The organism is Kribbella sp. NPDC104218, from assembly GCF_055584105.1.
The window spans coordinates 913038-939598 of record NZ_JBVJMQ010000003.1; the positions used below are offsets into that span (position 1 = coordinate 913038).

A 26561-nucleotide genomic window follows, 5' to 3' on the forward strand; every position below is an offset into this window, starting at 1 on the left:
CCGGTCAGGCCAGTGCGGGCGCCACGAGCGTGGCGTACTGGGCCTGGCCGGTGACGTTGGGGTGGTAGGACTCGCCGACCGGGTTGGACAGGCCGTTGATCCACTCCGGGTTGCCGCAGACGGCGTGGCCGATGAACTTCGCGGTGGGGTCCACGAACGCAAAGCCGGCCGCGTCGGCGGCAGCCTTGATCCTGGTGTTGAGCAGGTTGGCGGTCTGGTTCAGCCGGGTCATCTCGGCGGCGCTGAAGAAGGTGCCGGCGTTGCAGTCGGTGCCGTTGAACAGCCGCGGGTAGCCGACCACGATGATCCGGGCCGAGCTCGCGCGGGTCTTGATCGCGGCGTACAGGCCATCCAGCCGGCCGGGCAGCGTGTTGTTGATGGTGGCCTGCGAGTTGTTGATCGCGGTCTCGCAGTTCCCGAGCCAGGCGGGCTTGGCGCACTCGGTGATCACCGACGAGAAGCCGGCATCGTTCCCGCCGACCTGCACGGTGATCCGGTTGGCCGCGCTGGTCACCGCGCTGAGCTGGTTGTTCGTCACGTCGGCGACGCGGGCGCCAGAGCAGGCGACGAAGGTCAGTTTCGCCCCGAGCCGGGCGGCTTCCAGGGACGGGTAGGCCTTCGCCGAGCGCTGGCAGTTGCCACTGCCCGCGATGTAGCTGCGGGTACCGACTCCGGAGGCGTAGGAGTCACCGAGCGCGACGTAGTTGACCGCGGCGTGCGCGACGCCGGGCTGCAGCAGCATCGCGGCGCCGAGGGCCGCGGCGGACAGAACACTGGCGATGGACTTCATGGGCGGACCGCCTTGGGTGCGAGGGGTGACGACAGAAGTACTGAACGTCACCCTCCCTGACCAGCGGGTAACAGACAAGGTCCTGGTAAGAAACTGACGAGGTATTTCTGGCGCGGGTCAGCGGCCTTCGGGACCGGGCACCGAGAGCGGGTCGAACCCGTACGGCAGTTCGAGCCGGTGCGCGCTCATCAGCTCGGCGTCCCCGAGCAGCTCCCTGGTCCGGCCGTCGGCGACGATCCGGCCGCCGTCCATCAGCAGGCTCCGCTCGCACAGCTGCAGCGCGTACGGCAGGTCGTGCGTGATCATCAGCAGCGTCACGTCGAGACCGGTCAGGATGTCGGCCAGCTCGCGGCGGCTGGCCGGGTCCAGGTTGCTCGACGGCTCGTCGAGGACCAGGACTTCGGGCCGCATCGCCAACACGGTCGCGACCGCCACCCGGCGGCGCTGGCCGAACGACAGGTGATGCGGCGCGAGGTCGGCGTGATCCTGCATCCCGACCTGGACCAGCGCCTCGCGGACCCGGTCGTCCAGCTCGGCGCCGCGGAGCCCGAGATTGGCCGGGCCGAAGGCGACGTCGTCGCGCACGGTCGGCATGAACAGCTGGTCATCGGGATCCTGGAAGACCAGGCCGACCTTGCGGCGGATCTCGGGCAGGTGATCGCGGTGCAGCCCGGTCCCGCCGATCTGGATCCGGCCGCTGCCGGTCCCACCCGCGACCGAGCCGAGGATGCCGTTCAGGTGCAGGACGACGGTGGTCTTCCCGGCGCCGTTCGGGCCGAGCAGCGCGACGCGCTCCCCGCGCTGGACGGTGAAGTCGACGCCGAACAGGGCCTGCCGGCCGTCGGGATAGGCGAAGACCAGACGCTCGACCTGAATCGCGGGACCGCTCACAAGCCGACCACCCTAGCTGTCACCGCGATCGCCACCGCGGCCAGGGAAATGGTCAGCCCGGTCAGCCATTGCGCGCGCGTCGCGCCGACCTCACCGAGCAACGGCATCCGGCCGGTGTATCCGCGCGACCGCATCGCCAGATGCACCCGCTCACCGCGCTCGAAACTGCGCACGAACAACGCGCCCACTCCCCCGGCGACGGCCCGCAGGTGCCCGGCTCGGCCGCCGACGTACCCCCGGGACTCGCGTGCGACCCGCATCCGGTGCAGGTCGTCGGAGACGACGCTCAGATAGCGAACCATGAAGGACAGGATGGCGATCAGCGTCGCCGGCAACCGCAGCCGCTCGAGTCCGGCGAGCAGCTGCCGCGGCCCGGTCGTCGCCGACAACAGAGTCGCCGCCACGACACCGAGCGTCCCCTTCGCCAGTACGTTCCAGGCGCCCAGGACGCCGGACCGCGACAACTCCAGGCCGAGAACGTCCATCGTCGGACCGGTCGCCACGAACGGCAGCAGCAGCGCGAAGACGATGAACGGCGTCTCCACCGCCAGCCGCCGCGACACCACCAGCGCGGGCAGTTTCGCCACGACGACGGCGCCCACGAGCAGCCCGGCGTACAGGGCGAAGGCCCAGAAGCTCGCCGCCGGGGTCGAGACGACAGCGAGTACGAACACGAACAGCGCGACGAGCTTGACCTGCGCCGGGATGCGATGGACCTTGCTGTCGACCGCGACCAGCAGGCCGTCGCCGCTCATGACGCTTTGCGCAGCGAGGCGATCTTCGCGATGGCCAGGCCGACCGCGATCGTGACCAGGACGCCGATGATCCCGGCCAGCGCGCCGGACACCTGTGCGTTGCCGATCCCGCTGACGCCGTAGTCGGCCAGCGGACTGCCCGCGACCGCGGAATCCTTCGCGGCGCTGTCGAAGCCGAGCTTGGCGCCGACGAACTCCAGGCCGTCCGGATGCGCACTCGCCAGCAGGCTGACCGCGCCGGCGACGATGAGCGACACCGCGACACCGATCCCCAGCGAGCGCCCGGCCGGCTTGGCCGCGATCGGCTGATCCGGGGCGACGGTGGAACTGTTGCCGTCGGCATCGATCAGGACGAGCTCCGGCTGCAGATGCCGGGCGGCGTACACGAGGTCGGGCCGGGTCGCGACGACCGCACCGAGGACCGCGGCGGTGATGACCGCCTCGCCGATCCCGACCAGGACGTGCCAGCCGACCATCGCGGTCGCGAGCTTGCCGAGCGGGATGTCGACCGCGCCGCCGATCGCGTACAGGCCGGTGAAAGCGAGCGCGGCGACCGGCACCGAGACGAGCGCGCCGACGGTGGCCGCCGGGACGACACTGCCGGTACGCCGAGGCAGCACGGCCAGCAGCGCCCGGGTGACGAAGTAGCCGACCAGGACCGTGATGAGACCCATCAGCGTGATGTTCGTGCCGAGCGCGGTCAGCCCGCCGTCCGCGAACAGCAGCCCCTGGACGAGCAGGACGGTCGACATCACCAGCACCGCCGTCCAGGGCCCGACCAGCGCGGCGGCCAGCGCGCCGCCCAGCAGGTGGCCGCTGGTGCCGGCGCCGACCGGGAAGTTCACCATCTGTACGGCGAACACGAAGGCCGCCGTCAGCCCGGCCAGCGCGGGACCGGTCTCGCGGATCTCCCGGTTCGCACGCTGCAGACTGAAGCCCACCGCCCCGGCCGCGATCAGGCCGGTGGCGACGGACGTCGGGGCGTCGAAGAACCCATCAGGAACATGCACGGGCTCGATCTTGAACCTGTTGCGATCGAATCGCAACAAGACATCTCACAACTGCTTGAGGGCATCCCCGATCGCGCGGTGGAACGTCGGGTAGGCGTAAATGACCTGTTGCAGAGAGTTCACCGGGACACCGGCGTGGACGGCGACCGCCAGCGCGCCGAGCACCTCGCCACCGGTCGGGCCCGCGCTGGTCGCACCGACCAGGACGCCGCGGTCGGCGTCGACGACGAGCTTGATGAAGCCCTCGTTACCGGCCTTGTGGATGAAGCCGCGCGACGAGTACGGCAGCTGGCTGGCGCCGGTCGCGACGTTCAGCCCCTTCTCTCGCGCCTGCTTCTCGGTCAGCCCGACCGCGCCGATCTCCGGATCCAGGAAGGTGACCCGCGGCATCGCGTGGTACGACGCGAGCGGCGCGTCCGGCGTCCCGAGAATGTCGTGGACGGCGATGTTCGCCTGGTACATCGCGGTGTGCGTGAAGGCACCGGCACCGGTGACGTCGCCGACCGCCCAGACGCCGTCCGCGGCCCGGACATGCTCATCGACCTCGATCCGCCGTGCCCCGGCGTCCAGGCCGACCTGGTCCAGGCCGAGGCCGCCGATGTCCACCCGGCGACCCGTTGCCACCAGCAACTTCTCGCCGGTGACCACGCGGCCGTCGTCCAGGGTGACGGTGAACTCGCCGCCGGCGTGCCCGACCTGCTTCGCGTGGACGCCGGTGTGGACGGTCACGCCGTCCTTCTCGAGGGTCGCGCGGGCCAGGTCACCCGACTCCGGCTCCTCCATCGACAGCACCCGCTCGGCACCCTCGATCACGGTCACCTGGACGCCGAACCGCGCGAAGACCTGAGTCAGCTCGAGCCCGATCGCGCCCCCACCCAGCACCACCAGCGACGCAGGCAGTGTCTCGGCGCGGATGGCGTCCTGGTTCGTCCAGAACGGCGTACCGGCCAGCCCCTCGACCGGCGGGACGAACGGGACCGTGCCGGTCGCGACGATGATGCCGCGGCTCGCCTCGAACTCGCGGTCGCCCGCACGCACCGTGCGCGGGCCGGTGATCACGCCGGGCTCACGGAGGAACGTGACGCCCTTCTTGACCAGCCGGTCGACCGCGACCTGGTCGTTCCAGTTGTCGGTGGCCTCGTCGCGAATGCGCTGCGCGACCGGTGCCCAGTCCGGCTCGATCGTCGCCGTCCCGGCCAGGCCGTCGACGCGACGGGTCTCGGCGATCAGGTTCGCGGCGCGGATCATCATCTTGCTCGGGATGCACCCGTAGTACGGGCACTCGCCGCCGACCAGCCGCGGCTCCAGACCGACGACGGTCAGACCGGCCTCGGCCAGCCGGCCGGACGCCTCCTCGCCGCCGACGCCCAACCCGATCACGACCACATCAACCTGTTCAGCCATGCCGCCAATCTCGCAGACCGCCCCGCCCCGGCCAAGCCCCACCCCGGCGCGTCATCACGCGGTAAGGACGCGTTCACTCCGCGCGCGTAGCGTCCGGCGCGGAGGGGATGAGTTGGATTTCTCTGGTCTCGGCGACATCAACCTCGAGACGGTGATCGCCGCGGTCGCGCTGCTCGGCACCGCCGCCGCCTGGCTGATCGACCGCTACGTCCTGCGCCGCAAACGGCTGGTCTACCGCGTCCAGGTGGACGCGCCGATCGGCGTCTTCCCGAGCTCGCACATGCTGGACGTCGAGGTCCGCCACCAGCGGGCCGTGGTCGACGACCCGAGCGTCGTCCTGCTCCGGCTGGACAACGCCGGCGGTATGGACATCGAGCCGCACGACATGCACGAGAAGATCTCGTTCGCGTTCCCGGACCGCACGATCGTCGGGCTGGAGGTGACCGAGGCCAAACCCGAGGCGCTCGGCGAGATGCTGCAGCGCCGGCTGGACTCGGAGAACTTCGTCGACACCGGCAAGCTGGTCCTGCCGCGGATCGCGATCAACCGCGGCGACAGCTTCAAGTTCCTGCTCGTGCTGTCCGGCCGCGGCGAAGGCGTCACGCACTCGGGGTACCTGGCCGGCGGCTCGGCGGGCGGCGGGGTCTATCACGAGCCGCGGCCCCGCGGTCCGGGCCGGCGGACGCTGATGTTCGGGGCGCTGTCGATGGTGCTGGTCGGCGCCCTGGTCGCGTTCTTCGTGGTCGACGTCCTGCAGCCGCCGGACGACTGCGTGGCCGGCCAGGTCCGGGTGATCGGGTCGACCGCGGTCGAGCCGACAATGCGCGAGGTGCGGTCCGCGTACGTCGCAGAGTGCACGCGGGCCGACATCACGATCGCCGCGACCGGTAGCCGCAGCGGCGTCCGCACGCTCAGCGAGACCGGTGCCAAGGACGCCGGCGCCGCGGCCGGGCTGATCGCGATGTCGGACGGCCCGGCCGAAGACGCACCCGAGCTGCGTGGCGAAGCGGTCGCCGTCGTCCTGTTCGCGGTCGTGGTGAACCGGGACTCCGCACCGGCAGCGGTCACCGGCGCGCAGCTGCGCGACATCTACCGCGGCAAGGTGACCAACTGGAAAGAGCTCGGCGGACGGGACCTGCCGATCCGGATGATCAGCCGAGTCGGGCCCGACTCGGGCTCGCGCCGGGTCTTCCGCGAGAAGGTGCTGGCCGGGGACCAGGAGCTGGGGATCTCGTCCGACGACTGCCGGCGCGACGACGACGCGGGCGCGAAGTACCACCGCTGCGAGGTCGGTACGACCGAGGAGCTGCTCACCCGGGTCAACGAGATCGACGGCGCGATCGGGTACGCCGAGCTCGGCGCCGCGCGCAAGTACCCCGGGATCGGGGTCGCCGCGGTGGACGGCGTCGTCCCGGACCGGTCCAAGGTGGCCGACGGGACGTACAAGTTCTGGGAGGTCGAGCACGCCTACACCTACAAGTCCCCGGAGCCGGGGTCGCTGACCGCGGCGTTCCTCGACTACCTGCGCTCGACTCAGGCGCGGCCGGTGCTGGAGCGCGGCGGGCTGCTGCCCTGCGGGGATCTGCCGACCGGGTTCTGCGGTTGAACGACCGGGTCCTGCGGTTAGGGTCGGGCGATGATCGTCATTGCGCACCTGAGTGACCCGCATCTCGACGGCACCGACGTCCCCCGGGAGCGGTTGCGCCGGATCACGGCGTACCTGAGCGCCTTCCAGCGGCCGGTGGACGTCGTCCTGGTGTCGGGTGATCTGGCCGACCACGGTCTCGACAGCGAGTACGCCGAGCTCGCGGCCGAGCTGCCGACCGACGTCCCGGTCCTGGTCCTGCCGGGTAACCACGACGTCAGCGAGCCGCTGCGCAAGGGCCTGGCCGCTTACCTCGAATCCCCCGGCGTCGACCACCCGGTCCACCAGGTCCGGGAGGTGGCCGGCGCGCGGTTCGTCCTGGTCGACACCAGCGTCCCGGGCGCGGATCACGGCCTGCTCTCGGCCGACTCACTCGACTGGCTGGACGCGACTCTCAGCGACCCGTACGACGGGCCGACTTTTGTCGCGATGCACCACCCGCCGCTGACGATGCGGCATCCGATCATGGACCAGTGGCTGCTGCACGCCCAGGACGCGCTCGAACGAGTCCTGAGCGGTAAATCGATCACCGCGATCCTGACCGGCCACGTGCACAACGGGCTGGTGACCTCGTTCGCCGGGCATCGCGTCCTCGGGGCGCCCGGGATCCGCTCGACCGTCCCGCTGCCGTTCGAGCCGGCCGTGCCGAGCGGGATCGTCGACACAGAAGCCCACCCGGGTTTGGCACTCCATGTGCTCTACCCGGATGGGCCGCTGCAGACGTTCTACCGGTTTCCCTGACGATCAGAAGTTGATCATGTGCCCTTCGAGGCCGTGGAAGGCCTCCTGCAGGGCCTCGCTCAGCGTCGGGTGGGCGTGCACGTTCCGCGCCAGCTCCTTGGTGGTCAGGTCCCACTTCTGGGCCAGGGTGAGCTCGGGGAGCAGCTCGGTGACCTCGGGGCCGATCAGGTGCGCGCCGAGCAGCTCGCCGTACTTGGCGTCGCTGATCACCTTGACGAACCCGGTCGGGTCGCCGAGACCGTGCGCCTTGCCGTTCGCGGTGAACGGGAACTTGGCGACCTTGACCTCGTGGCCGAGCTTCTTGGCCTCTTCCTCGGTGTAGCCGAAGCTGGCGATCTGCGGCTGGCAGAAGGTCGCCCGCGGGATCATCGCGTAGTCGAGCTCCATCGTCTCGTGCCCGGCGATGGTCTCGGCGGCGATCACGCCCATCGCCTCGGCGGCGTGCGCGAGCATCAGCTTCGCGGTGACATCGCCGATCGCGAAGATGTTCGGCACGTTGGTGCGGCACAGGCCGTCGACGCCGATCGCGCCGCGCTCGGTGAGCTGGACGCCGGTCTTGTCCAGGCCGTAGCCGTCGACGCGCGGCTGGAAGCCGATCGCCTGCATCACCTTGTCGGCCTCGATGACCTTGCCGGCGCCGTCCTTACCGGTGACGGTCACCTTGACCTTGTCGCCGGAGTCGTCGATCGAGTCGACCCGGGTGGAGGTGAGGACATCGACGCCGAGCTTCTTGTACGCCTTGGCGAGCTCCTTGGACACATCCGGGTCCTCGAGCGGGACCAGCCGGTCGAGGAACTCGACGATCGTCACCTTGACCCCGTAGTTGGCCAGGACGTAGGCGAACTCGACGCCGATCGCGCCGGCGCCGGCGATCACCAGCGAGCCCGGCAGCTCCTCGGTGAGGATCTGCTCCTCGTAGGTGACGACCCGCTCGCTCAGCTGCGTACCCGGCAGCAGCTTGGTGGTGGCGCCGGTGGCGATGATCGCGTTGCCGAACGTCACGGTCTCCGAGGAGCCGTCGTTCAGCGTGACGTCGAGGGTGTTCGCGTCGGTGAAGCTGCCCCAGCCGTCGAACTCGGTGATGCCGTTCTTCTTCATCAGGAAGTGAACGCCCTTGACCCGGCCGTCGGCGACCTTGCGGCTGCGCTGGACGGCGGTCGGGAAGTCGAAGCTGACCTCGCCGCTGATACCGAAGGTCTTCGCCTCCGTCCGGAAGATGTGCGCCAGCTCGGCGTTCCGCAGCAGTGCCTTGGACGGGATACAGCCGACGTTCAGGCAGACACCGCCCCAGTACTTCTTCTCGATGATGGCGGTCTTGAGACCGAGCTGAGCCGCGCGGATCGCCGCGACATACCCACCCGGACCAGCGCCGAGGACAACAACGTCAAAGTGCGAGGCCATACCTGAACTTTAGTAGGTCCGTCCAGGGCGGGGTTTCGCGGGGACCTTTCCCGGCATACCCTGGGCAGGCGCGGGGGCCCGCTCGCTGCCGCGCGCCTGAGGTGAGGCGACGACGATGGGGGCCTGATGGTTCTGGGGAACCGTCGGGGGCTGCGGTTCGCAGCGCTCGGCACGCTGCTGGCAGTGGTCTCGCTGCCCGCGTACGCCGACACGCCCACTCCGCCCCCGCCGGCCTCGGTCACCGATGTCAAACGATCGCTCGAGCAGCTCCAGGCCGAAGCGGCCGCGCTGCAGGCCGAGTTCGCCAAGGCGACCATCGCCTACACCAACGCGCTCAAGACCGCCGAGCAGGCCGAAGCCGCCGCGAAGAAGGCCGAGGCCGCCGCGGCGACCGTCGGCGGCCGCGCCGACGAGGAGCGCCGGCGGCTCGGCGTGATCACCGCCCAGGCCTACCAGCTCGGCATCCCGACCACGCTCGGCGCCGAGTCGATGATCTGGTCGCTGTCCCCGGTCGCGGAGAACCTGCAGGAGATCGCCGACCGGCAGACCGCCATCCAGCAGCTCGGCAGCACGCAGGTCTCGCAGTACAACAAGGCCGTCAACGCCGGGAACGACGCCGCCAAGGCCAAGGCGGAGGCGGCCGGTAAACGCGCCGACGCCCAGCTCGCGGCCGACAAGGCCACCCAGCTCGGCAAGGACGTCAAGCAGAAGGCCGCGGATGCCGCCGCCCGCGCGATGGACCAGCTCCCCGAGCTGGACGGCGCCTCCGAGCTGTCCAAGCAGCTGCAACTGGCCCGCAACCAGCAGGCGCTGATGCGCTGGCAGGCGTATCTGACCGAGCTGAGCACGGCGAAGGTCGTCCTGCCCGCGGCCGCCGCGATCAAGGACCCCTCCAAGCTGCCCGCCCCGCTCACGCCGCTGATCGACGGCGGCCAGACGATCCCGGGCGCGGCGTCCGTCCTCGTCACCGGGAAGTCGCTGCGGGTGCTGTCGGCCGAGACGATCAAGGCCGTCAACCAGGCTTTCGCGCTGGTCGGGCGCGGCTACGGCGTCGACGCGAGCGGCCCGACGCTGTTCGGCTGCCTCGGCGCGGCCCGCACGGCCTGGGCGCCGTACGCGAAACTCCCGGCCACGATCGCCAAGACCTACCCCGGCTACCAGGCCGTCCCGCACGAGCAGGCCCAGCCCGGCGACCTGATGCTCATGGGCGGCAAGTCGCTCGGCCTGGTCCACATCGGCGTCGCGCTCGACAACGACGAGATGATCGCCGCCGACGAGGCCAAGGGCGCGGTCGTCGTCACCCCGGTGCCCGAGACCCTGTACGCCGTCCTCCGGCCGACGCTCGGCGCGCCGAGCAAGCCGCAGGTCGCTCCCCCGACCGGCTCCGGCGCGGAGGACTTCCGCTGCGGGAACACCGGGACGTCGTACAGCGTCGCCTCCGGCGCCTGGACGTGGCCGCTCGCCGACGGGACGTACGAGATCGGGACGTCGTTCGGTCAGTCCGGCGCGCTGTGGTCGAGCGGCTACCACACCGGTCAGGATTTCCCGGCCGCGCTCGGGACGCCGGTCCGCGCGGTCACGTCCGGCACGGTCCGCGTCGAGCATCCGCCCTGGGCGGGCAATCTGGTCCGCATCGACCACGGCGGCGGCCTGGAGACGCTGTACGCGCACCTGAGCTCGGTCAGCGTCACCGACGGCCAGCAGGTGAAGGCCGGCCAGCGGATCGGCGGCGTCGGCAGCGAGGGCAACTCGACCGGCTCGCATCTGCACTTCGAGGTCCGGATCGGCGGCGACCCGGTGAACCCGATGCCGTTCCTGGCGACCGGTTCGGCAACGACCGGCTGGGGCGGGTTCAGCAACGGCATGATCCCGTCGAGCAAACTGTGCGCCGTCGGCAACGGTCACATGCTGCGCTGTGACGCTGCCGCTGCGTACCTGCAGCTCAGCGGCGCCTACCGGCAGGCCTTCGGCCGGTCGCTGTGCATCACCGACTCCTACCGGTCCTACCAGGCCCAGGTGAACCTCTACGCGCGGAAGCCGTCGCTGGCCGCCCTGCCCGGTACGTCGAACCACGGCTGGGGTGTCGCGGTCGACCTGTGCGGCGGGATCGAGAAGTTCGGCACCGCGCAGTACCGGTGGATGAAACAGCAGGCCCAGGCCTTCGGCTGGCGGCATCCGGCCTGGGCCGACCAGGGCGGGAACCGCGAAGAGCCCTGGCACTGGGAATTCGGTAAACCCCCGAAGGCCTGAGGTCCGGGAATTCGGTGGACTCAGCACGTAGGGTGGGAAACGTGGCCGAGCAGGAAAGTCCCGACCGCACTGATCACAACATCACGCTGGATGCGCAGGACGACCGGTGGGAGTGGCGCCGACGGATCCGGGCGGATCCGAAGAAGCACCTGATCTACCGAGTCCTGGTGGGTGTGGTCGGCGGCGTGCTGATCATCGCCGCCCCGCTGACCGGCTGGCTGCCGGGGCCGGGCGGGATCCCGCTGTTCATCGCCGGTCTGGCCATCCTGGCCAGCGAGTTCGAGTGGGCGCAGCGCCTGCTCTACAAGGTGAAGGACTGGGTCAAGGAGCTGACCGCCTGGACGGGGAAGCAGCCCGCCTGGCTCAAGACGCTGGGCAGTGTCGCGCTGTTCTGCTGCGTCCTGATCGCGGTCTGGCTCTACATGGCCGTGCTCGGCGTCCCGGGCTGGCTCCCGGACTCGTGGGAGACGTTCCTGCACAAGCTGCCTCTGCTCGGCTGATCCGCCGGGCAGCCGGTCAGTGCGCGATCGGGCCGTATTTCGGGCGGTTGAAACGTTGCCGGTACGTGCTGGCGCTCAGCCCGTAGTGGGACTTGAAGCGCCGGGCGAAGTAGTTCTGGTCCGGCCAGCCGACCGCCTCGCCGATGCGGTGCACCGGGAGGTCGGTGTGCAGCAGCTGGCCGGCCGCGAGCTCGGCGCGATGCCGGGACAGGTAGGCCATCGGCGGTAGCCCGGTGGCCGACTTGAACAGGCGGACGAGGTACCCCGGCGCGAGGTGCAGCGACTGTGCGAGCTCGGTGAGCGTCCAGGGGCGCGCGGGATCGGCTTCGAGCATCCGCATCGCGTCGAGGACGGCGGGGTGGATCTGCTGGCGCAGGTCGTTGCGTTCGGCCACGGCCCGGGCCAGGCAGCTCAAGTAGAGCGACAGCCAGCCGATGACGTCGCCGCGATGCAGGCCGACCGGCTGGTCGCGCAGCTCACGCAAGCCGTCCAGATGCCCGCGCGCTTCGGCGAACGTCTCGTCGTCCAGATGCATGCTCAGTACGCCGCGCCGCTGCGCGGAGAACGGCCCGGTCCACAGCAGGTAGCCGAGCAGTGGATCCTCCCTGGTCCAAGCCAGCTCGCGTCGGACGAGGTCCGCGGCGAAGCAGCAGTTGTAGACCTCCAGGCCGTTGCACTGCTCGTACTCGTGCCAGACGCCCGGCCGGAGCAGGACGGCGTCCCCGGCGGTGAGCCACTGCCGGCCGGCCTGGGTGTGATGGACGCCGTCCCCCGCGATCACCAGCGCGATCTCGAAGAAGCTGTGCGTGTGCAGCGGATGCCCGCCTTCGTGGACATGCGGACCCGCATGCACGATCGTCCCCTCGATGAAGTGCAGCAGGGTGCCGTGGATCCGCACCGGCTCGTTGGGCATGCCTCACCCTAGGGCCGAGGTGCATTTCGTGCTAGGTCTCGTGCACTCCGGGCTATGACTGCTCGCCGGACCGTCGCAAGCTGGCCTGAATCGTTTCACTGGCAACGGTTGGAGCCGCATGTCGCACCTCGCCGCACCGAGCAGCATCCGCTTCGAGCACCGCACCGACTCCGGGCCGGCCCTCGGCCTCGGCACGCCGGCGCCCCGGCTGTCCTGGCAGGTCCCGTCCGCACCGGCCGACTACGTCCAGACGGCGTACCAGGTCGAGATCAGCACCGACACGACGCAGATCCACACTGTTGAGTCCGCCGACCAAGTTCTCGTGCCGTGGCCTGGTACGCCGCTGGCCTCGCGTCAGGCGGCTGTCGTCCGGGTCCGCGTCCGTGGGGTCGACTGGAGTGATTGGAGCGAGGCGGCCGTCGTCGAGGCCGGTCTGCTCAGCCCGGACGACTGGACCGCCCGCTTCGTCAGCCCGCAGGACAACCCGCACGGCTCCCCCGCTCCCCTGGTGGGCGCCGAGATCGAGCTGCCCGGTGACATCGCCAAGGCACGGCTCTTCGTCACCGCGCACGGCATCTACTTCCCCGAGCTGAACGGCCGCCGCGTCGGCGACGAGGAGCTCGCCCCCGGCTGGACGGTCTACCAGCAACGTCTGCGCTACCAGACCCACGACGTGACCGAGCTGGTCGAGCCGGGCGCCAACCGGCTCGACTTCCTGCTCGGCAACGGCTGGTACCGCGGGCGGCTCGGCTTCCAGGACCAGACCGCCCTGTACGGCGACCGCCTCGCCGTCCTCGCCCAGCTGGAGGTGACCACCGGAGACGGACAGGTACACACCTTCGGGAGCGACGCGACCTGGACGTCTCGGGAGAGCGCTGTTGTCGCCGACGATTTCTACGACGGCCAGCGCACCGACTTCCGGCGTCCGATCGGCGCGCCGACACCGGTCGACGTACTCGATGCCGACCTTTCGCTGCTCGTCGCGCCGGACGGGCCGCCGGTGCGGATCACCGAGGAGTTGCGCGCGGTCGAGATCAGCACGTCGCCGTCGGGCAAGACGCTGGTCGACTTCGGGCAGAACTTGGTCGGCCGGGTGCAGCTCACGGTCCGCGGCGGCGCGGCCGGCGATGAGGTCGTCGTCCGGCATGCCGAGGTGCTCGAGGACGGCGAGCTCGGCGTCCGGCCGCTGCGGACGGCGAAGGCGACCGATTCGTACGTGCTCGCCGGGCCTGAGGAACTCGTGCTCGACTCGCCGCTCACGTTCCACGGCTTCCGGTACGCCGAGGTCACCGGCGTCCCAGAGCTACGGCTGGAGGATTTGCGCGCGGTTGTGGTCGGTAGCGATCTGCGGCGGACCGGGTGGTTCGAGTCGTCCCACGAGCTGCTGAACCGATTCCATCAGAACGTCGTCTGGGGGATGCGCGGCAACTTCGTCGACGTCCCGACCGACTGCCCGCAGCGCGACGAGCGGCTCGGGTGGACCGGTGACATCCAGGTCTTCTCCCCCACCGCGAGCTTCCTGTTCGACACCACCGGGTTCCTCGGCAACTGGTTGTCCGACCTCGCGGCCGAGCAGCACAAGGATGGCTCGGTCCCGTTCGTGATCCCCGACGTCCTCCGGGACGCCGAACCGGCCACGGCCGCTTGGGGTGACGCGGCAACGATCGTCCCGTGGGCCGTCTACACGGCGAGCGGGGACGTCGAGCTGCTGCGCCGCCAGCTGCCGAGTATGCGGGCCTGGGTGGACAAGATGACCGAGCTGGCCGGGCCGGATCTGCTCTGGTCGGGCGGCTTCCAGTTCGGCGACTGGCTCGACCCGACTGCGCCGCCCGAGAACGCGTCGCTGGCCAAGGCCGACCCGGACGTCCTCGCGACGGCGCATCTGGCCCGGTCGGCCGGCGTCGTCGCGCAGGCGGCCCAGGTCCTCGGGGAAACCGACCTAGCCAAGCAGTACGCGGACCTGGCCGCGCGCGTCCGGCAGGCGTTCGCCGCCGAGTACACCACCGCGGGCGGCCGCGTGCTCAGCGACTCGGCCACGAACTACGCGCTGGCCCTCCAGTGGGCCCTGCTACCGGATGCTCATCAGCGCGAACGGGCCGGCGCGCGACTGGCCGATCTGGTCCGCGGCAGCGGCTTCCGGATCAGCACGGGTTTCGTCGGTACGCCGCTGATCGCCGACGCGCTCACCGACGCCGGCCATCCCGACCTGGCGTACCGGTTGCTGCTGCAGACCAGCTGCCCGTCCTGGCTGTACGCGGTGACGATGGGCGCGACCACGGTCTGGGAGCGCTACGACAGCATGCTGCCGGACGGCAGTATCAACCCGGGCGAGATGACCTCGTTCAACCACTACGCCCTCGGCGCGGTCGCCGACTGGTTGCACCGCCGGGTCGCGGGCCTCGCGCCCGGAGAACCGGGATACCGCTCTCTCGTCGTCGATCCGCTGATCTCGGCGCCGCTGACCAGCGCCGCGGCCAAACACCTCACGCCGTACGGCGAAGCGGCCGTCGCCTGGAGCCGGAGAAACGGTGAGATAGCGCTCTCTGTGACCGTTCCGGTCGGATCCCGGGCCCGCGTCGTCGTCCCGGGCATCGCCGAGCCGATCGAGGTCGGTCACGGCACCCACGAGTGGACCGCGGCCGACGTCACGCCGCCCGGCCTGGCCGCGGAACCGACGATCCGGCAGCTGATCGATCATGAGCCGAGCTGGACCGCGATCGTCGCGGCGGCGGTGGAGAGCGGTGTCGCGGCCGACGACGCCGCACTCGCCGGCCGGCTGACGCCGTACCTCGACCGGCCCGCAGCCCAGCTCAGCGACGTCATCGGCGACTCCGCAGCGCTTCGCTCCGCCCTCGAGGGCCTCCTCGACCACTGATCAGTCGCGTGCATGACGCCGGGTGCAGTGAAAGGGCGATCAGCGCGAGCGCGGCGAGCGGATAGGAGTTGGTCAGAGCGTCTTCCGGACCGGTGACGAAGATCAGGAGCCACAGCAGCGCGGCGGCGGGCGTCAGGACGAGCGTGATCGGCACGGCCCATACCCAGTGACTGGTCCACGAGATGGGCGAGACCAGCAGGCCGGTGGCTGCCGCGATCAGCACGGACTGTAGGTGGTGTCCGCGCAGGTAGACCCAGCGCGCCGCGAGCAGACCCAGCACGAGAGCTGCCCCGACGACCATCAGCGACAGCATCGACGGCAGCGCCAGCCGGGCCGCGACTCCGGACAGCGCCTGGTTGGCCAAGCGCCGGACGTCGCCGACTCTGGTCGGGTCGAACAGGTAGTTGGTCCAGTAGTTCCACGAGGCCGCGGGCATCACGACGAACCCGAGGAGCGCGGTGCCCGCGGCCGCGGCAATCGCTGTCCGCGCTTCGGCGTACCGGCGGGTGAGCAGTAGATAGAGCAGGAAGATGCCTGGGGTGAGCTTGATACCGGTCGCGATACCGACCAGCACGCCCCGGAAGCGTCGCGGGGTGTGGCCGAGCAGGTCGAACAAGAGCATCGCCGCGAGCAGGAGGTTCACCTGCCCGAGGTCGAAGGTTGACTGCACCGGCTCGAACCGAAGTCCGACGAGCCCGCAGATCACCGCCACCACAGCAACCCGGTACGGCGACCAGGTGGGCCGGGCAGCGCGCAGCGTCAGCCAGCAGATCGCCAGCAGGCAGAGCGCCGACAAGCCCATCATCAGCGCCCGGCTGCCCGCCGTCCCCAGCAGCGCGAACGGCACGAAGCACAGCGCGGCGAACGGCGGATACGTGAAGCCGGTGTCGAAAGTCGAGGCCAACGGACCGGTGTAGAGATCATGCCCGTGGAGCAGATCGTTGGTCGCGGCCACGTAGATGCTGAGGTCGTAGCGATAGTCGAGCGGCGGCCACCGAGCGAACAAAGCCACCAGATAGACCACGACCCCGGCACCGAGAAGGCCACCCCGAATCCACCGCCGACGTCCGGACCCGGCGGGCTGCGGAGGAGCAACGGCAAGGCTGGAAGTCACACCGCCCAGCCTTGCCACGCCCGGCCCGCGGGACATCGCTCGCAGGTGCCCAGCCAGGTCACCGGATCGGCTGACCTACGCCCCTCGGGTCGTCACTCGCCCGGACTACTTGCGGACCAGGAGGTAGGCCTGGGGTTGCTTCTCGCCCCACTCCGGGGCGTGGACGAGTCTGGCGACCTCTTCGAAGCCGGCGGCGGTGAGGAGGTCGGCCATGTCGGACGGGTCTTGGAGGTGGACGTCGAGGTCGATGGCGTGGCCGTAGCCGGAGGTGAGGTGGTACGTGTCGACGCCGGCTTTGAAGCCGTAGACGAGATGGCCGCCGGGTCGCAGGACGCGGTGGACCTCGGCGAAGGCCGCTGGGAGCTCGGCACGCGGGGTGTGGACGAGCGAGTACCAAAGCAGAGCGCCGGCCAGCGAGTCGTCCGCGAGGTCCAGGTCGAAGATCGAGCCGACGTCGAAGCGGAGGCCGGGGTGGCTGGCCCGGGCAACCTCGATCATGCCCGGGGCGAGATCGAGACCGAAGACGTCGCGGCCGGCCGCCGCGAGGTGAGCGGTGACGCGACCGGTGCCGCAGCCGAGGTCGGCGATCGGCCCGGCCGGAACGACCTCGGTGAAGTAGGTGAGCATCATCCGCTCGGCGACGCCGTCGGCGAGGAGGTCCTTCAGCATCGCGTGGTAGTCGGCAGCGGCAGTGTTGTACGAGGTCTGGATGTCATTCACGCGAGGACTTTAGGCAGCGCCACCGACAGTTTCTCGTAGCACTCGGGGCTGTTGTAAGCGTGCGCGGACAACCGCAGGTAGCTGCGCCCTTCGTACCCGGTCAGCGTGATCTCGACCTGGTGCTCACGCGAGACACGCTCCTTGAACGCCTCCGCGTCGGCGACGACCGAGGGCAGCTCGACCAGCCGCAGCGTCGGGGCCGGGTTGACGAGCTCACCGACCGATGTCCCCAGCGCCTTGGCGACCAGCCGCGCGCCTTCATCGAGCATCGCGGTCAGCTGCGGACGCCGAACCGGCCACTCCAGCTCGGCCAGCACCCGCAGCGACTCCGGCGCCGCGATCCAGGCGGCGTAGTCCTGCGTGCCCTGCATGTCGAAGCGCTCCGGCAACCGCTCGTCGTACTCCGACCACGAGGTGATCAGCGGGTACGACGCCGTCCGCCAGCGCTCGGCCACCACCAGACCGGCGGTCGCGCGCGGCGCCGACGGCCATTTGTGGAAGTTGCCGGTCCAGAAGTCGGCGCCGTCGCCGGTGGGCGCGTCGATCAGGGCCGGAGCATGTGCGCCGTCGACGATCACCGGTACGTCGCGGTCGTGTGCCAGCGCGACGAGCCGCGCGATCGGCAGGATCGCCCCGGTGGCCGCGCTGACGTGGTCGACGAGCAGCGCCGACGCGCCGACCAGGGCCGGCTCGATCAGGGCGACCACGGTGTCGTCGTCCGCCTGCAGTGGGACGTCGACGACGTACAGCTCGGCGCCGCGGGCCCGGGCGACCCGCTCGGCGGCGTACCGGGAGGCGCCGTAGACGTGGCTCGTCGTGACGATCCGGGTGCCGGTCGAGATCGGCACGGTCGCGAAGGCGGCGGTGATACCGGCGCTCGCGTTCGGGACGAGGGCGAAGCCGGCCGGGTCGGCGTCCAGGAAGGCGGCCAGCTCGAGCCGGGCCGCGGCCAGCCGGGCCGGGACGGAGCGGAACCAGCGCATCGGGTTCGCTTCGGCCTCGGCGCGCAACGCGCTCAGGACCTCCTGGGTACGCCGGGGCACCGCGCCCCACGAGCCGTGATTGAGGTGCGCCACGGCGGGGTCGAGGCTCCACAGGTCTGGGCGGGGGCTGAGTAGCGTCACCACCGAACGGTACATAATTCCTGACGTGTACCCCTACCTCGACCACGACGGCCCGATCGTGATGGCGCATCGCGGCGGCGCCCGGCATCCGGAGCTGATCGGGTACGAGAACACGCTGTTCGCCTTCGAGCACGCCGTCGGTCTCGGGTACCGCTACCTGGAGACCGACCTGCACGCGACCAGCGACGGCGTCGTGATCGCCTTCCACGACGACCGGCTGGATCGGGTCACCGATCGGACCGGCCTGATCTCGGAGCTGCCCTGGTCCGAGGTGCGGCAGGCCAAGATCAACGGCCGGGAGCCCATCCCCCGCCTGGACGAGCTGCTCGAGTTTTTCCCGGACGTCCGGTTCAATCTGGACATCAAACACGAGAACGGCCTGCTGCCCGCGGCCGGCGTCCTGAGTGCCGCGAACGCGCTCGACCGCGTCTGCGTGTCCTCCTTCTCGCAGTCCCGCGTCCGCCGGATCCGCAAACTCCTCGGCCCCGAGCTCTGCACCGGCTACGGCGAGTACGAGACCGCCCTCATCCGCTTCCTGCCCTTCGCCCTGCCGTCCAAGGGCGCCTGCCTGCAGATCCCCGAGACCTACAAGTCCTTCAAGGTCCTCACCCCCGGTCTGATCCAGCGCGCTCACGCCCGCGGCAAACCCGTCCACGTCTGGACGGTCGACGACCCCGCCACCATGCACCGGATGCTGGACGCCGGCGTCGACGGTCTCATCACCGACCGGACCGATCTGCTCCGCGACGTCCTGATCGAGCGAGGTCAGTGGCGGTAAATCGAAGGCGCGCCCCGACCCGCAGTACATAAGGTGCGCGACATGACCGATCACCGCGAGGCCGAGCGTTCCTACCGGGCAGCAGGCTGGACGCCGTGCGGCACCGGCGACTGGGCGTTCGCACTCCGATCGCCCGACGGCGCCACCGCCGTCCGGATCAGCCCGTTCGACCCGGTCGGCCCGTACACCGCGCAGCTGTATCGCGAAGCTGCCCACACGCGGCAGGTCCCGCAGCTGTTCGAGCACCAGCGCCTGACCGGCGGTGGCGATCTCCAGCTGATGGAGTGGCTCAGCCCGGTCGAGCCCGAGGAGGCGGCGGCCTTCCACCGCACGATCGCCGAGCGCGCCCCCGAGGTCGCGCAGCTTGCCGAGATCATCGACCGGATCCACGCGCAGGCGCTGGCCGAGCTGCCCTGGTGCGGTCCGCTCGACCACAACCCGGCCAATGTAATGCGCGGCGCCGGCGGCCGGCTCGTGGTGACCGATCTGTACTACGCCGACGGCCCCGATCTGTACCGAACGGCCGCCGAGGATCCGGACCTGCTCGTCGCGCGGATCCCCGAGCCCGAGCGCCGGTTCCTGACCGAGATCCCGCTGGCCGGGTCCGGGCCGTGGGAGCCGGGCGCGCAGGAGGCGCTGCGCGCGGGGCTGGCCGCGGCCGACGCGCGGCTGGCCTCCTCCTGACAAGACACCTTTTGGTCCCCTGAAGCTGCCAGACTCTGCGCATGGGACTTCTCTCCGCCCCCGCGGCCGTCGACAAGCGGGAGTACTGGGGCTTCAGCCTGTACGACTGGGCCAACTCCGGCTATGTGACGACCGTCGGCACCGTGCTGTTCGCGCCGTACCTGACCTCGGTCGCCGAGACCGCCGCCTGCGGGTACGTCGGTTCGGCGGACAAGCCGTGTCACACGAACCTCGAAGTCCTCGGGCTCGGGATCTCGCCCGGCTCACTCGCCTTCTACGTCGTCACGGTCGCGACGCTGTTCTCGGCGCTCTTCCTGCCCGTGGTCGGCGCGATCGCGGACCGGATGGAGCGCAAGAAGCTGCTGATGTGCGGCTTCGCCTGGACGGGCGCGCTCGCGGCCTGCGGCATGGTGTTTGTCGGCGGCGGCCGCTGGGAGCTCGGGGCGCTACTGCTGTTCGTCGGCAACCTGTGTCTCGGCTCGTCGATGGTCGTCTACGACTCGATCCTGATCGACATCGCACCGCCCGACGCCCGGGACGACGTCTCGTCGCGCGCCTGGGCGTTCGGTTATCTCGGCGGGTTCATCCTGCTGGCGATCAACCTCGGCGTCGTCACCGCGCACGAAGCGCTCGGGATCAGTCAGGGCACCGCCGTCCGGCTCAGTCTGCTGAGCGCCGGGTTGTGGTGGGGCGCGTTCACGTTCTTCCCGTTCGTCAAACTGCGGAACCGGCCGCCGGCGAACGTCGTCCCGGTCCGCAGCGGCAGCTTGATGAAGCAGAGCTTCGGGCAGCTCGCCGCGACGCTGAAGCACATGCGCAGCTACCCGGTCACCTTGCTGTTCCTGGTCGCGTACCTGTTCTTCAACGACGGCATCCAGACCGTCATCTCGGTGTCGTCGACGTACGGCGAGAAGCAGCTCGGGTTCGAGACCCAGGTGCTGATCATGACGATCCTGCTGGTCCAGTTCATCGCGTTCTTCGGCGCGCTCGCCTTCGGCCGGTTCGCGCGCCGGTTCGGCACCAAGAACACGATCATGGGCGGTCTCGTCGTCTGGATGCTGATCGTGATCTCCGGGTTCATGCTCCCGGCCAAGCAGATCGTGCCGTTCCTCGCGATGGGCGCCGCGATCGGCATCGTCCTCGGCGGTACCCAGGCGCTGTCGCGGTCGGCATTCAGCCAGCTGATCCCGAAGGGCCGCGAGGCCGAGTACTTCAGCCTGTACCAGGCCGGCGAGCGCGGCACCTCCTGGCTCGGCACGCTCGTCTTCGGCCTGGTCCACCAGCTGACCGGCTCCTACCGCCCGGCCATCGTCGCGCTCGGCCTGTTCTTCCTGGTGGGGCTGGTGCTGCTCAGCCGCGTCGACATGCGTCGCGGTATCGACGAAGCCGGCAACACCCAGCCCACCCTGATCTGATTACGTCGCGTTCGGTCCGACGTCCGCGGCGTTCAGCGGACGGCGGACCGGCGTCGCCGTCGAGTACTCGTCCGCGCCGACGTCGTACGGCGCCGTCCGGCTCTGCCCGTCGAGGTCGTCGGTGACCCGGCTGGAGTGGTTCGCGGACGTCGCGTTGATCGCCGCGCTGCCGCTGCCGAGCCGGTAGACCCCGTCCGAGCTCGAGGTGAGCTTCGGGTCGGCCCGGGTGAAGCCGGACGACGGGATCGTCCCGTTGGACGCCGATCCCCACAGGATGTTGCCGGAGAAGGTGATGCCGGACTGGTAGGGCAGACTGGTCAGCTGACCGCTGCTGCCGACCAGCAGGTTGTCCCGGATCTGGCAGCTCAGCGGCGGCACGGTCCGGTTGCTCTCGCCCGCGATCGCCTCGCTGTTGTTGCGCAGGGTGTTGAGCACGATCACGACCCGGTCCGGCGCGTCGTTCCCGCGGCGGTCGTCGTCCGGCTCACCAGGTGTGTGGTCGCGCTCGGAGCCGCTGCCGAGCACGATCCCCGCGCTGCCGACGCCGTCGACGTAGTTGTTCACGATCAGGTGGTCGTTACCGTAGATCCGGATGCCGTTGTCGCCGCCGAGAATGTAGTTGCTCTCGACCCGGTTGTCGTTCCCGTGCCGGAGCACGATGCCGCCGAGGCTGTTGCGGATCGTGTTGTAGCGGATCGTGTTCCCCGACGACTTCACCGAGATCGCCTCGGGGTCGCCGTCCACCCGCTCGAACAGGTTGTACTCGACCGTCGCGTCGGCGTCCGCGAGCGCGCGGCTGCTGACGCCGAGCCGGATCGGCTCACCGCCGTTCGACCCGCTGAAGGTGTGGTCGCGGAAGTGGTTGCGCAGAATGTAGGTGCGCTTGGCGATCACGTCGTCGCCGCCCGGACCGTCGATCACCAGGTAACACCCGACGGAGGACTTGTCCCGGAAGATGTTCCGGTCGATCTTGACGTCGTCACCGCGGACGACGACCGAGTGGCTGGCCGCCGATCCCAGGGCGAACTCGTTGCGGGTGAGCCGGATCCGGGTCGCGCTGGTGGCCAGGTCGAAGGTCGAGGTCTGCTTGAAGACGAAACCGCTGATCGTGATGTTCGACGAGCTCGAGATGACGAAACTCTTCGAGCCGGTCAGCGTCACCCCGCCCTTGGTCTCGGCCTGGATGGTGATCGGCGAGCTGGTGGTGCCGTTGCGGCCGTTGATCGTGATGCCGCTCGAGCCGACGGCGTACGAGCCGTTCGCCAGCGTGATCGTGGTGCCGGCGGTGGCCGAGTTGATGGCCGACTGGAGCTGGGACAGCGACGTCACCGGGGCGGCGAACGCGGGTCTGACCTGCAGTGCCGCGGCGGTGCCGACGCCGACGGCGCCGGTCAGGAAGGTACGACGTTTCATCATGAGGCTCCTCAACTGCGTGGGCGGTACAGCTTTCGGTACTCGCTCGGCGTCACCGAGCTGACCTGACGGAAGACCTTCGAGAAGTACGACTGGTCCATTCCGACGGCGGCGGCGATCTCCTCCATCGGACGGGTGGTGGTGATGAGCTCGCGCTGGGCCCACTCGATCCGGGCCCGCTTGATGTACTGCTTGGGCGACAACCCGTACTCGGTCCGGAACCGCCGGACGAAGCCGGCCAGGTCCTGGCCGTTGCGGGCCGCCAGATCCTCGACGGCGAGTGGGTTGCCGAGGTTGTCCTGGATGTACTGGACGACGCCGGACTCCGCCGACTGCTGCTGCGCCAACCGGACGGAACCGGGCGGCGCGCTGTCCAGGTAGTGCGCGAACAGCGCGGTCAGGGCCGACCGGACTCGCAGCGGCGTCGCCAGCCCGGGCGGGTCCCGGTCCGCCGCGCCGACCTGCTCGAACAGGGTCGCCGCCTCTTCGGGCGACTTGCTCGGCACGATGTAGGGCAGCGACAGCACCTCGCCGATGTCCCGGTCGCCGACCAGCGCGGAGAAGTGCAGCCAGTGCTTACGGAACACGTTGGCACTGATCGTCTCGTAGGAGATCGGGACCTCGGCCGGGAGGTAACACAGCTCCCCCGGCTTCGGGTACAGCTCGACGTCGCCGACCACCAGGCGGCCTTCGCCCTCGAGGATCAGGTACAGCCGGGAGAACGGGTCCGGCTCCAGCGGCCGCGACCACTCCGGGTGCACCTTGGTGATCCGCGCCGCGACCACCAGGTCCAGCCGCAGCCGGTCCAGCTGGGCCCGGATCACCTCGTCCTCGCTCCGGGTCCGGACGTCGGTCGGCTCCGTCGTACTCATCGCGCGTGCGGGCCGACGTCGGCCGCGGTCAGGGGCCCGCGGCAGGGGCGGCGCCGCGAGAACTCGTCCGCGCCGACGTCGGGCCGGCGGGTCCGCCGGTCCCCGTCGAGGTCCTCCTCGACGTCTCGGTACGACCGGCTCGCCGCGTTGATGGCCGGGCTGCCCGCCGTCAGCCGGCGGATGCCGTCGTGGCCGGCCGCCAGTTTCGGGTCGAGGCGGCGGAAGCCGGCGGCGGGTGCGTTGCCGTCGGTCGCCGCGCCCCAGTGCAGGTTGCCCGACCAGGTGATGCCGTCCTGGAACGGCACGTTCAGAAGTTGCCCGGATTCAGCCACCAGGAGATTGTCCGCGATCGTGCAACCGAGCGGCGGCAGGGTCCGGTGGCTCTCGCCGCTGATCGCGGTCGTGCAGTCGAGCACGGTGTTCAGGACGATCTCGACGCCGTCCGGCGCGTCGTTGCCGGTCCGCGAGTTCGGCGGCTCCCCCGGGAAGTGGTCGCGGACGTTCCCGCTGCCGAGGACGACGCCGGTGCCGGCGATCCGCTCGACGTAGTTGTTCACGATCAGATGGTCGTTACCGTAGATCCGGATGCCGTTCTTGCCGGTCAGCAGGTAGTTGCCCTCGACCCGGTTGTCGTTCCCGTGCCGCAGCACGATCCCGCCGAAGCTGTCCCGGATCGTGTTGTGCCGGATCAGGTTGCCCGACGACTTCACCGAGATGGCCTCGGGGTCGCCGTTCGCGCGCTCGAACAGGTTCGACTCGATCACCGCGCCCGCCGTCGAGAGCGCCCGCGGACTAACGCCCAGCCGAATCGGCTCACCGCCATTGTCACCAGGAAAGCTGTGGTCGCTGAAATGATTGCGGTAGACATGTACGCCCTGCGCCATCTGGTCGGTCCCGGCGCCCTCGATCCCGAGGTAGATGCCGAGGGTCGTCTTCCCGTGGAAGGCGTTGTGGTCGATCGTCGAGTGGTCGGCCCGGACCATCAGCCAGTGCAGCCCGGCGATGTCGGCCAGCTGGAAGTCGTTGCGGGTGAGCCGGATCCGCCGGCAGTCCGGCGGCAGCTCCAGCGTCGTGCTCTGCCGGAACGCGAACCCCTGCAGCGTGATGTCGGCCGAGGCAGAGAACACGAAGCTCTGCGCGCCGGTCAGGACGACGCCGCCGATCGACTCGGCGCGAAGCGTGATCGGCCGGCCCGGGCGGCCGCGCTTGTTCGTGATGGCGATCGGCTCGGTGACCGGATAGTGGCCGTCAGCAACGGTGATCGTCGTCCCCGGGCCCGCGGTCTCCAGGGCCCGGCGCAGCTCGTCGAGGGTCCGGACGTGGCGGCGGTCGGACGCCGAGGCGGCGGCCGGCGTGGCCGTGGTCACGGCGACCCCGGCGGCGAGGGCGCCGGTCGTGGTGGTGAGAAACGTGCGGCGGTTCATGGAGTCACCCCTTCAGGGCGCCCGAGGTCAGGCCCCGGGCGAAGGAACGCTGGAACAGCAGGAAGACCGTCACCGACGGCAGCAGTGCGAGGAGCGAGGCCGCCATCACGACGCCGGGTGTGACGACCGGGTCGATCCGCAGCGTCCGCAGCGCCAGCGGCAGCGTGTAGGCCGACGAATTCGTGGCCACCAGCAACGGCAGCAGGTACTGGTCCCAGATCATCGTGAAGCCGAAGACGCCGATCACGCCGAGGGCCGGCCGGCACAGCGGCAGGATGATCTGGCCGAAGATCCGGAACTCGCCGGCCCCGTCGATCCGGGCCGCCTCCTCCAGCTCGCGCGGAACCTCTTTCATGAACTCGGTCATCACCAGGATCGAGAACGCCCAGGCGCCGAGCGGCACGATCATCCCGGCCAGCGTGCCCATCAGGTCGAGGTGCAGCAGCGGGAGATCGGCCAGCACGAGGGTCAGCGGCAGCGCGAGGATCTCCTCGGGCAGCATCATCGTGGCCAGGATCGCGACCATCACCAGCGTCATGAACCGGAACTGCTTGCGGGCCAGCGCGTACCCGGCCAGCACCGACACCGCGACCTGCAGCAGCAGCCCGAAGCCGACCACGAAGAACGAGTTCAGCAGGTACTTGAGGACGCCGTGGTCGAACGCGATCCGGAAGTTCTCCAGCGTCGGGCTCTTCGGGATCACACTCAGCTGGGTCGGGTCCGACACATGGTTGAACGAGCTGACCAGCAGCGCGAGCAGCGGGCCCGCGAAGACGAAGAACAGCCCGGCGTAGATCACGAACTTCGCGGCCTTGGCGGCCGGGCCCTTGTTCTCGGTGAGACCGAGCGCGGTCTCGGTGGCGGCACTCATGCGACTCTCCTTCGCCGGAGCAGCTGGACGCAGATCGTCAGGATCAGCGTCGCGACGAACAGCAGGACGGCGCCCGCCGAGGCGACCCCGAGCCGGTTCTGCTCGAAGCCGAGCTTGTAGATCAGCGTCATCACGACCTCGGTCGAGCCGTTCGGCCCGCCGTTCGTGAGCAGGAAGACCTCGGTGAAGGCGCGGAACCCGCGCACCGCGGCCAGGACGAACAAGATCGCGAACACCGCCCGCAGCCCGGGCAGCGTGACGTGCCGGATCCGCTGCCGGACGGACGCGCCGTCCACGATCGCCGCCTCGTACAGCCCGCGGTCGATCCCCGCGAGGCCGGCCAGGAAGATCATCATGTCGTACGGCGCGCCGCGCCAGATCCCGGTCACGACGATCGAGGCCAGGGACGTGTCCGGGTCGTTGATGAACCCGGACGGGCCGAGCCCGACCAGCCCGAGCAGCTGGTTCAGCAGGCCGTCGCCGGTCGGGTGGTACATGATCCGCCAGAGCTCGGCGACCACGGCGATCGGGACGACGACCGGCAGGAACGCCGCCGACCGGATGAATGTCAGCTTGCGGGTCTGGCCCTCCACCAGCAGGGCCAGCGCGAAGCCGAGGATCATCGAGCCGAAGGTCTGGCCGACGGCCAGCAGGATCGTGTTCCAGGTCGCGGCGCGGAAACCTTCCGACGACAGGATCTCGGTGTAGTTGGCCGCCCCGACGTACAGGTTGCCCAGGTAGGGCCGGACGTCCTGGACCGACATCGAGATGGCCTGGGCCATCGGGATGAACTTGAAGTAGACGAACAGGATCAGGGCCGGGGCGAGGAACAGCCACGGGATCCACCAGGCGCCCGACGTCCGGTGTCCGCGGCGGTGCTGGGGGGGGGGGGGGGGGGGGGGGGGGGGGGGGGGTGGCGGGGGGGGGGGGGGGGGCGGGGGGGGGGGAAAAGGGGGCCGGGAAAGCCACAC

General features: G+C 70.0%; 23 protein-coding genes. 8 read left to right on the top strand and 15 right to left on the bottom strand.

Annotated features, from left to right (window positions below; all coding sequences use genetic code 11):
- Positions 1–4 precede the first annotated feature (4 nt).
- The 5 genes from ACZ6ZD_RS29035 to ACZ6ZD_RS29055 all read right to left on the bottom strand — a co-directional run bounded on the left by ACZ6ZD_RS29035 (position 5) and on the right by ACZ6ZD_RS29055 (position 4850).
- Positions 5–790: an SGNH/GDSL hydrolase family protein gene (locus ACZ6ZD_RS29035; RefSeq protein WP_465677094.1), complete on the bottom strand. Its 786-nt coding sequence runs from the start codon at positions 788–790 to the stop codon at positions 5–7.
- Positions 791–907: 117 nt separating this feature from the next.
- On the bottom strand, positions 908–1681 hold the full coding sequence (locus ACZ6ZD_RS29040) for an energy-coupling factor ABC transporter ATP-binding protein (protein ID WP_465677095.1): 774 nt from the start codon (positions 1679–1681) through the stop codon (positions 908–910).
- Positions 1678–2436 (bottom strand): cobalt ECF transporter T component CbiQ, encoded by a 759-nt coding sequence (cbiQ, locus tag ACZ6ZD_RS29045; RefSeq protein WP_465677096.1) that lies wholly within the window; start codon positions 2434–2436, stop codon positions 1678–1680. Before cbiQ ends, ACZ6ZD_RS29040 begins: the two co-directional genes overlap by 4 nt.
- A complete protein-coding gene (locus ACZ6ZD_RS29050; protein WP_465677097.1) occupies positions 2433–3446 on the bottom strand; it encodes an energy-coupling factor ABC transporter permease in 1014 nt (337 codons plus the stop codon). Before ACZ6ZD_RS29050 ends, cbiQ begins: the two co-directional genes overlap by 4 nt.
- A 45-nt stretch (positions 3447–3491) precedes the next feature.
- Positions 3492–4850 carry a dihydrolipoyl dehydrogenase family protein gene (locus tag ACZ6ZD_RS29055; protein WP_465677098.1) on the bottom strand — a complete coding sequence of 453 codons (1359 nt, stop codon included), beginning with the start codon at positions 4848–4850 and terminating at the stop codon, positions 3492–3494.
- A gap of 112 nt (positions 4851–4962) precedes the next feature.
- Here ACZ6ZD_RS29055 and ACZ6ZD_RS29060 point away from each other — a divergent pair, with 112 nt between their 5' ends.
- Positions 4963–6456 carry a PstS family phosphate ABC transporter substrate-binding protein gene (locus ACZ6ZD_RS29060; RefSeq protein WP_465677099.1) on the top strand — a complete coding sequence of 498 codons (1494 nt, stop codon included), beginning with the start codon at positions 4963–4965 and terminating at the stop codon, positions 6454–6456.
- Positions 6457–6486: 30 nt separating this feature from the next.
- On the top strand, positions 6487–7236 hold the full coding sequence (locus ACZ6ZD_RS29065; protein WP_465677100.1) for a metallophosphoesterase: 750 nt from the start codon (positions 6487–6489) through the stop codon (positions 7234–7236).
- 3 nt (positions 7237–7239) lie between these two features.
- Here ACZ6ZD_RS29065 and lpdA read toward each other — a convergent pair whose 3' ends face one another.
- Positions 7240–8637: a dihydrolipoyl dehydrogenase gene (lpdA, locus tag ACZ6ZD_RS29070; RefSeq protein WP_465677101.1), complete on the bottom strand. Its 1398-nt coding sequence runs from the start codon at positions 8635–8637 to the stop codon at positions 7240–7242.
- A 126-nt stretch (positions 8638–8763) separates the two neighbouring features.
- Between lpdA and ACZ6ZD_RS29075 the strand changes: the two genes are divergently transcribed.
- Together ACZ6ZD_RS29075 and ACZ6ZD_RS29080 are read left to right on the top strand one after the other, a co-directional pair.
- Complete coding sequence (locus ACZ6ZD_RS29075; protein WP_465677102.1) at positions 8764–10887, top strand: peptidoglycan DD-metalloendopeptidase family protein; 2124 nt, start codon at positions 8764–8766, stop codon at positions 10885–10887.
- Positions 10888–10928: 41 nt separating this feature from the next.
- Positions 10929–11387, top strand: a complete 459-nt coding sequence (locus tag ACZ6ZD_RS29080) for a PGPGW domain-containing protein (RefSeq protein ID WP_465677103.1) — start codon at positions 10929–10931, stop codon at positions 11385–11387.
- 16 nt (positions 11388–11403) lie between these two features.
- On the opposite strand, the gene ACZ6ZD_RS29085 is transcribed toward ACZ6ZD_RS29080, so the two are convergent.
- Positions 11404–12300, bottom strand: coding sequence for an AraC family transcriptional regulator (locus ACZ6ZD_RS29085; RefSeq protein WP_465677104.1), 897 nt, complete (start codon positions 12298–12300; stop codon positions 11404–11406).
- Positions 12301–12418: 118 nt separating this feature from the next.
- Between ACZ6ZD_RS29085 and ACZ6ZD_RS29090 the strand changes: the two genes are divergently transcribed.
- On the top strand, positions 12419–15175 hold the full coding sequence (locus ACZ6ZD_RS29090) for a family 78 glycoside hydrolase catalytic domain (RefSeq protein WP_465677105.1): 2757 nt from the start codon (positions 12419–12421) through the stop codon (positions 15173–15175).
- On the opposite strand, the gene ACZ6ZD_RS29095 is transcribed toward ACZ6ZD_RS29090, so the two are convergent.
- The 3 genes from ACZ6ZD_RS29095 to ACZ6ZD_RS29105 form a co-directional block, all read right to left on the bottom strand.
- A complete protein-coding gene (locus tag ACZ6ZD_RS29095) occupies positions 15120–16187 on the bottom strand; it encodes a glycosyltransferase 87 family protein (RefSeq protein WP_465677106.1) in 1068 nt (355 codons plus the stop codon). The genes ACZ6ZD_RS29090 and ACZ6ZD_RS29095 overlap by 56 nt on opposite strands.
- Before the next feature lie 207 nt (positions 16188–16394).
- Positions 16395–17009, bottom strand: a complete 615-nt coding sequence (locus ACZ6ZD_RS29100) for a class I SAM-dependent methyltransferase (protein WP_465677107.1) — start codon at positions 17007–17009, stop codon at positions 16395–16397.
- A complete protein-coding gene (locus tag ACZ6ZD_RS29105; protein WP_465677108.1) occupies positions 17006–18133 on the bottom strand; it encodes an aminotransferase class V-fold PLP-dependent enzyme in 1128 nt (375 codons plus the stop codon). Before ACZ6ZD_RS29105 ends, ACZ6ZD_RS29100 begins: the two co-directional genes overlap by 4 nt.
- Before the next feature lie 25 nt (positions 18134–18158).
- Between ACZ6ZD_RS29105 and ACZ6ZD_RS29110 the strand changes: the two genes are divergently transcribed.
- The 3 genes from ACZ6ZD_RS29110 to ACZ6ZD_RS29120 are packed head-to-tail and all read left to right on the top strand — an operon-like array spanning position 18159 to position 21010.
- Positions 18159–18911: a glycerophosphodiester phosphodiesterase gene (locus tag ACZ6ZD_RS29110; protein WP_465677109.1), complete on the top strand. Its 753-nt coding sequence runs from the start codon at positions 18159–18161 to the stop codon at positions 18909–18911.
- A 42-nt stretch (positions 18912–18953) separates the two neighbouring features.
- Entirely contained in the window at positions 18954–19595 is a 642-nt protein-coding gene (locus ACZ6ZD_RS29115; RefSeq protein WP_465677110.1) for a hypothetical protein, read from the top strand.
- 41 nt (positions 19596–19636) lie between these two features.
- Positions 19637–21010 (top strand): MFS transporter, encoded by a 1374-nt coding sequence (locus tag ACZ6ZD_RS29120; RefSeq protein ID WP_465677111.1) that lies wholly within the window; start codon positions 19637–19639, stop codon positions 21008–21010.
- On the opposite strand, the gene ACZ6ZD_RS29125 is transcribed toward ACZ6ZD_RS29120, so the two are convergent.
- Genes ACZ6ZD_RS29125 through ACZ6ZD_RS29145 form a run of 5 tightly spaced genes read right to left on the bottom strand, consistent with a single transcriptional unit; the run spans position 21011 to position 26372 of the window.
- Positions 21011–22423 (bottom strand): polysaccharide lyase 6 family protein, encoded by a 1413-nt coding sequence (locus ACZ6ZD_RS29125; protein ID WP_465677112.1) that lies wholly within the window; start codon positions 22421–22423, stop codon positions 21011–21013. It lies immediately after the preceding gene.
- Between the two features lie 11 nt (positions 22424–22434).
- Complete coding sequence (locus ACZ6ZD_RS29130) at positions 22435–23295, bottom strand: helix-turn-helix domain-containing protein (RefSeq protein WP_465677113.1); 861 nt, start codon at positions 23293–23295, stop codon at positions 22435–22437.
- A complete protein-coding gene (locus ACZ6ZD_RS29135) occupies positions 23292–24719 on the bottom strand; it encodes a polysaccharide lyase 6 family protein (RefSeq protein WP_465677114.1) in 1428 nt (475 codons plus the stop codon). Before ACZ6ZD_RS29135 ends, ACZ6ZD_RS29130 begins: the two co-directional genes overlap by 4 nt.
- 4 nt (positions 24720–24723) lie before the next feature.
- Positions 24724–25590: a carbohydrate ABC transporter permease gene (locus ACZ6ZD_RS29140; RefSeq protein ID WP_465677115.1), complete on the bottom strand. Its 867-nt coding sequence runs from the start codon at positions 25588–25590 to the stop codon at positions 24724–24726.
- Positions 25587–26372: a carbohydrate ABC transporter permease gene (locus ACZ6ZD_RS29145; protein ID WP_465677116.1), complete on the bottom strand. Its 786-nt coding sequence runs from the start codon at positions 26370–26372 to the stop codon at positions 25587–25589. Before ACZ6ZD_RS29145 ends, ACZ6ZD_RS29140 begins: the two co-directional genes overlap by 4 nt.
- Positions 26373–26561: the final 189 nt, after the last annotated feature.

Coding starts and splice junctions, on each gene's coding strand:
- ACZ6ZD_RS29135 (WP_465677114.1), bottom strand. CDS start 24,719: ATGAACCGCCGCACGTTTCTCACCACCACGACCGGCGCCCTCGCCGCC.
- ACZ6ZD_RS29065 (WP_465677100.1), top strand. CDS start 6,487: ATGATCGTCATTGCGCACCTGAGTGACCCGCATCTCGACGGCACCGAC.
- ACZ6ZD_RS29125 (WP_465677112.1), bottom strand. CDS start 22,423: ATGAAACGTCGTACCTTCCTGACCGGCGCCGTCGGCGTCGGCACCGCC.
- ACZ6ZD_RS29090 (WP_465677105.1), top strand. CDS start 12,419: ATGTCGCACCTCGCCGCACCGAGCAGCATCCGCTTCGAGCACCGCACC.
- ACZ6ZD_RS29115 (WP_465677110.1), top strand. CDS start 18,954: ATGACCGATCACCGCGAGGCCGAGCGTTCCTACCGGGCAGCAGGCTGG.
- ACZ6ZD_RS29055 (WP_465677098.1), bottom strand. CDS start 4,850: ATGGCTGAACAGGTTGATGTGGTCGTGATCGGGTTGGGCGTCGGCGGC.
- ACZ6ZD_RS29140 (WP_465677115.1), bottom strand. CDS start 25,590: ATGAGTGCCGCCACCGAGACCGCGCTCGGTCTCACCGAGAACAAGGGC.
- ACZ6ZD_RS29085 (WP_465677104.1), bottom strand. CDS start 12,300: ATGCCCAACGAGCCGGTGCGGATCCACGGCACCCTGCTGCACTTCATC.
- cbiQ (WP_465677096.1), bottom strand. CDS start 2,436: ATGAGCGGCGACGGCCTGCTGGTCGCGGTCGACAGCAAGGTCCATCGC.
- ACZ6ZD_RS29130 (WP_465677113.1), bottom strand. CDS start 23,295: ATGAGTACGACGGAGCCGACCGACGTCCGGACCCGGAGCGAGGACGAG.
- lpdA (WP_465677101.1), bottom strand. CDS start 8,637: ATGGCCTCGCACTTTGACGTTGTTGTCCTCGGCGCTGGTCCGGGTGGG.
- ACZ6ZD_RS29145 (WP_465677116.1), bottom strand. CDS start 26,372: ATGGCCCAGGCCATCTCGATGTCGGTCCAGGACGTCCGGCCCTACCTG.
- ACZ6ZD_RS29120 (WP_465677111.1), top strand. CDS start 19,637: ATGGGACTTCTCTCCGCCCCCGCGGCCGTCGACAAGCGGGAGTACTGG.
- ACZ6ZD_RS29075 (WP_465677102.1), top strand. CDS start 8,764: ATGGTTCTGGGGAACCGTCGGGGGCTGCGGTTCGCAGCGCTCGGCACG.
- ACZ6ZD_RS29035 (WP_465677094.1), bottom strand. CDS start 790: ATGAAGTCCATCGCCAGTGTTCTGTCCGCCGCGGCCCTCGGCGCCGCG.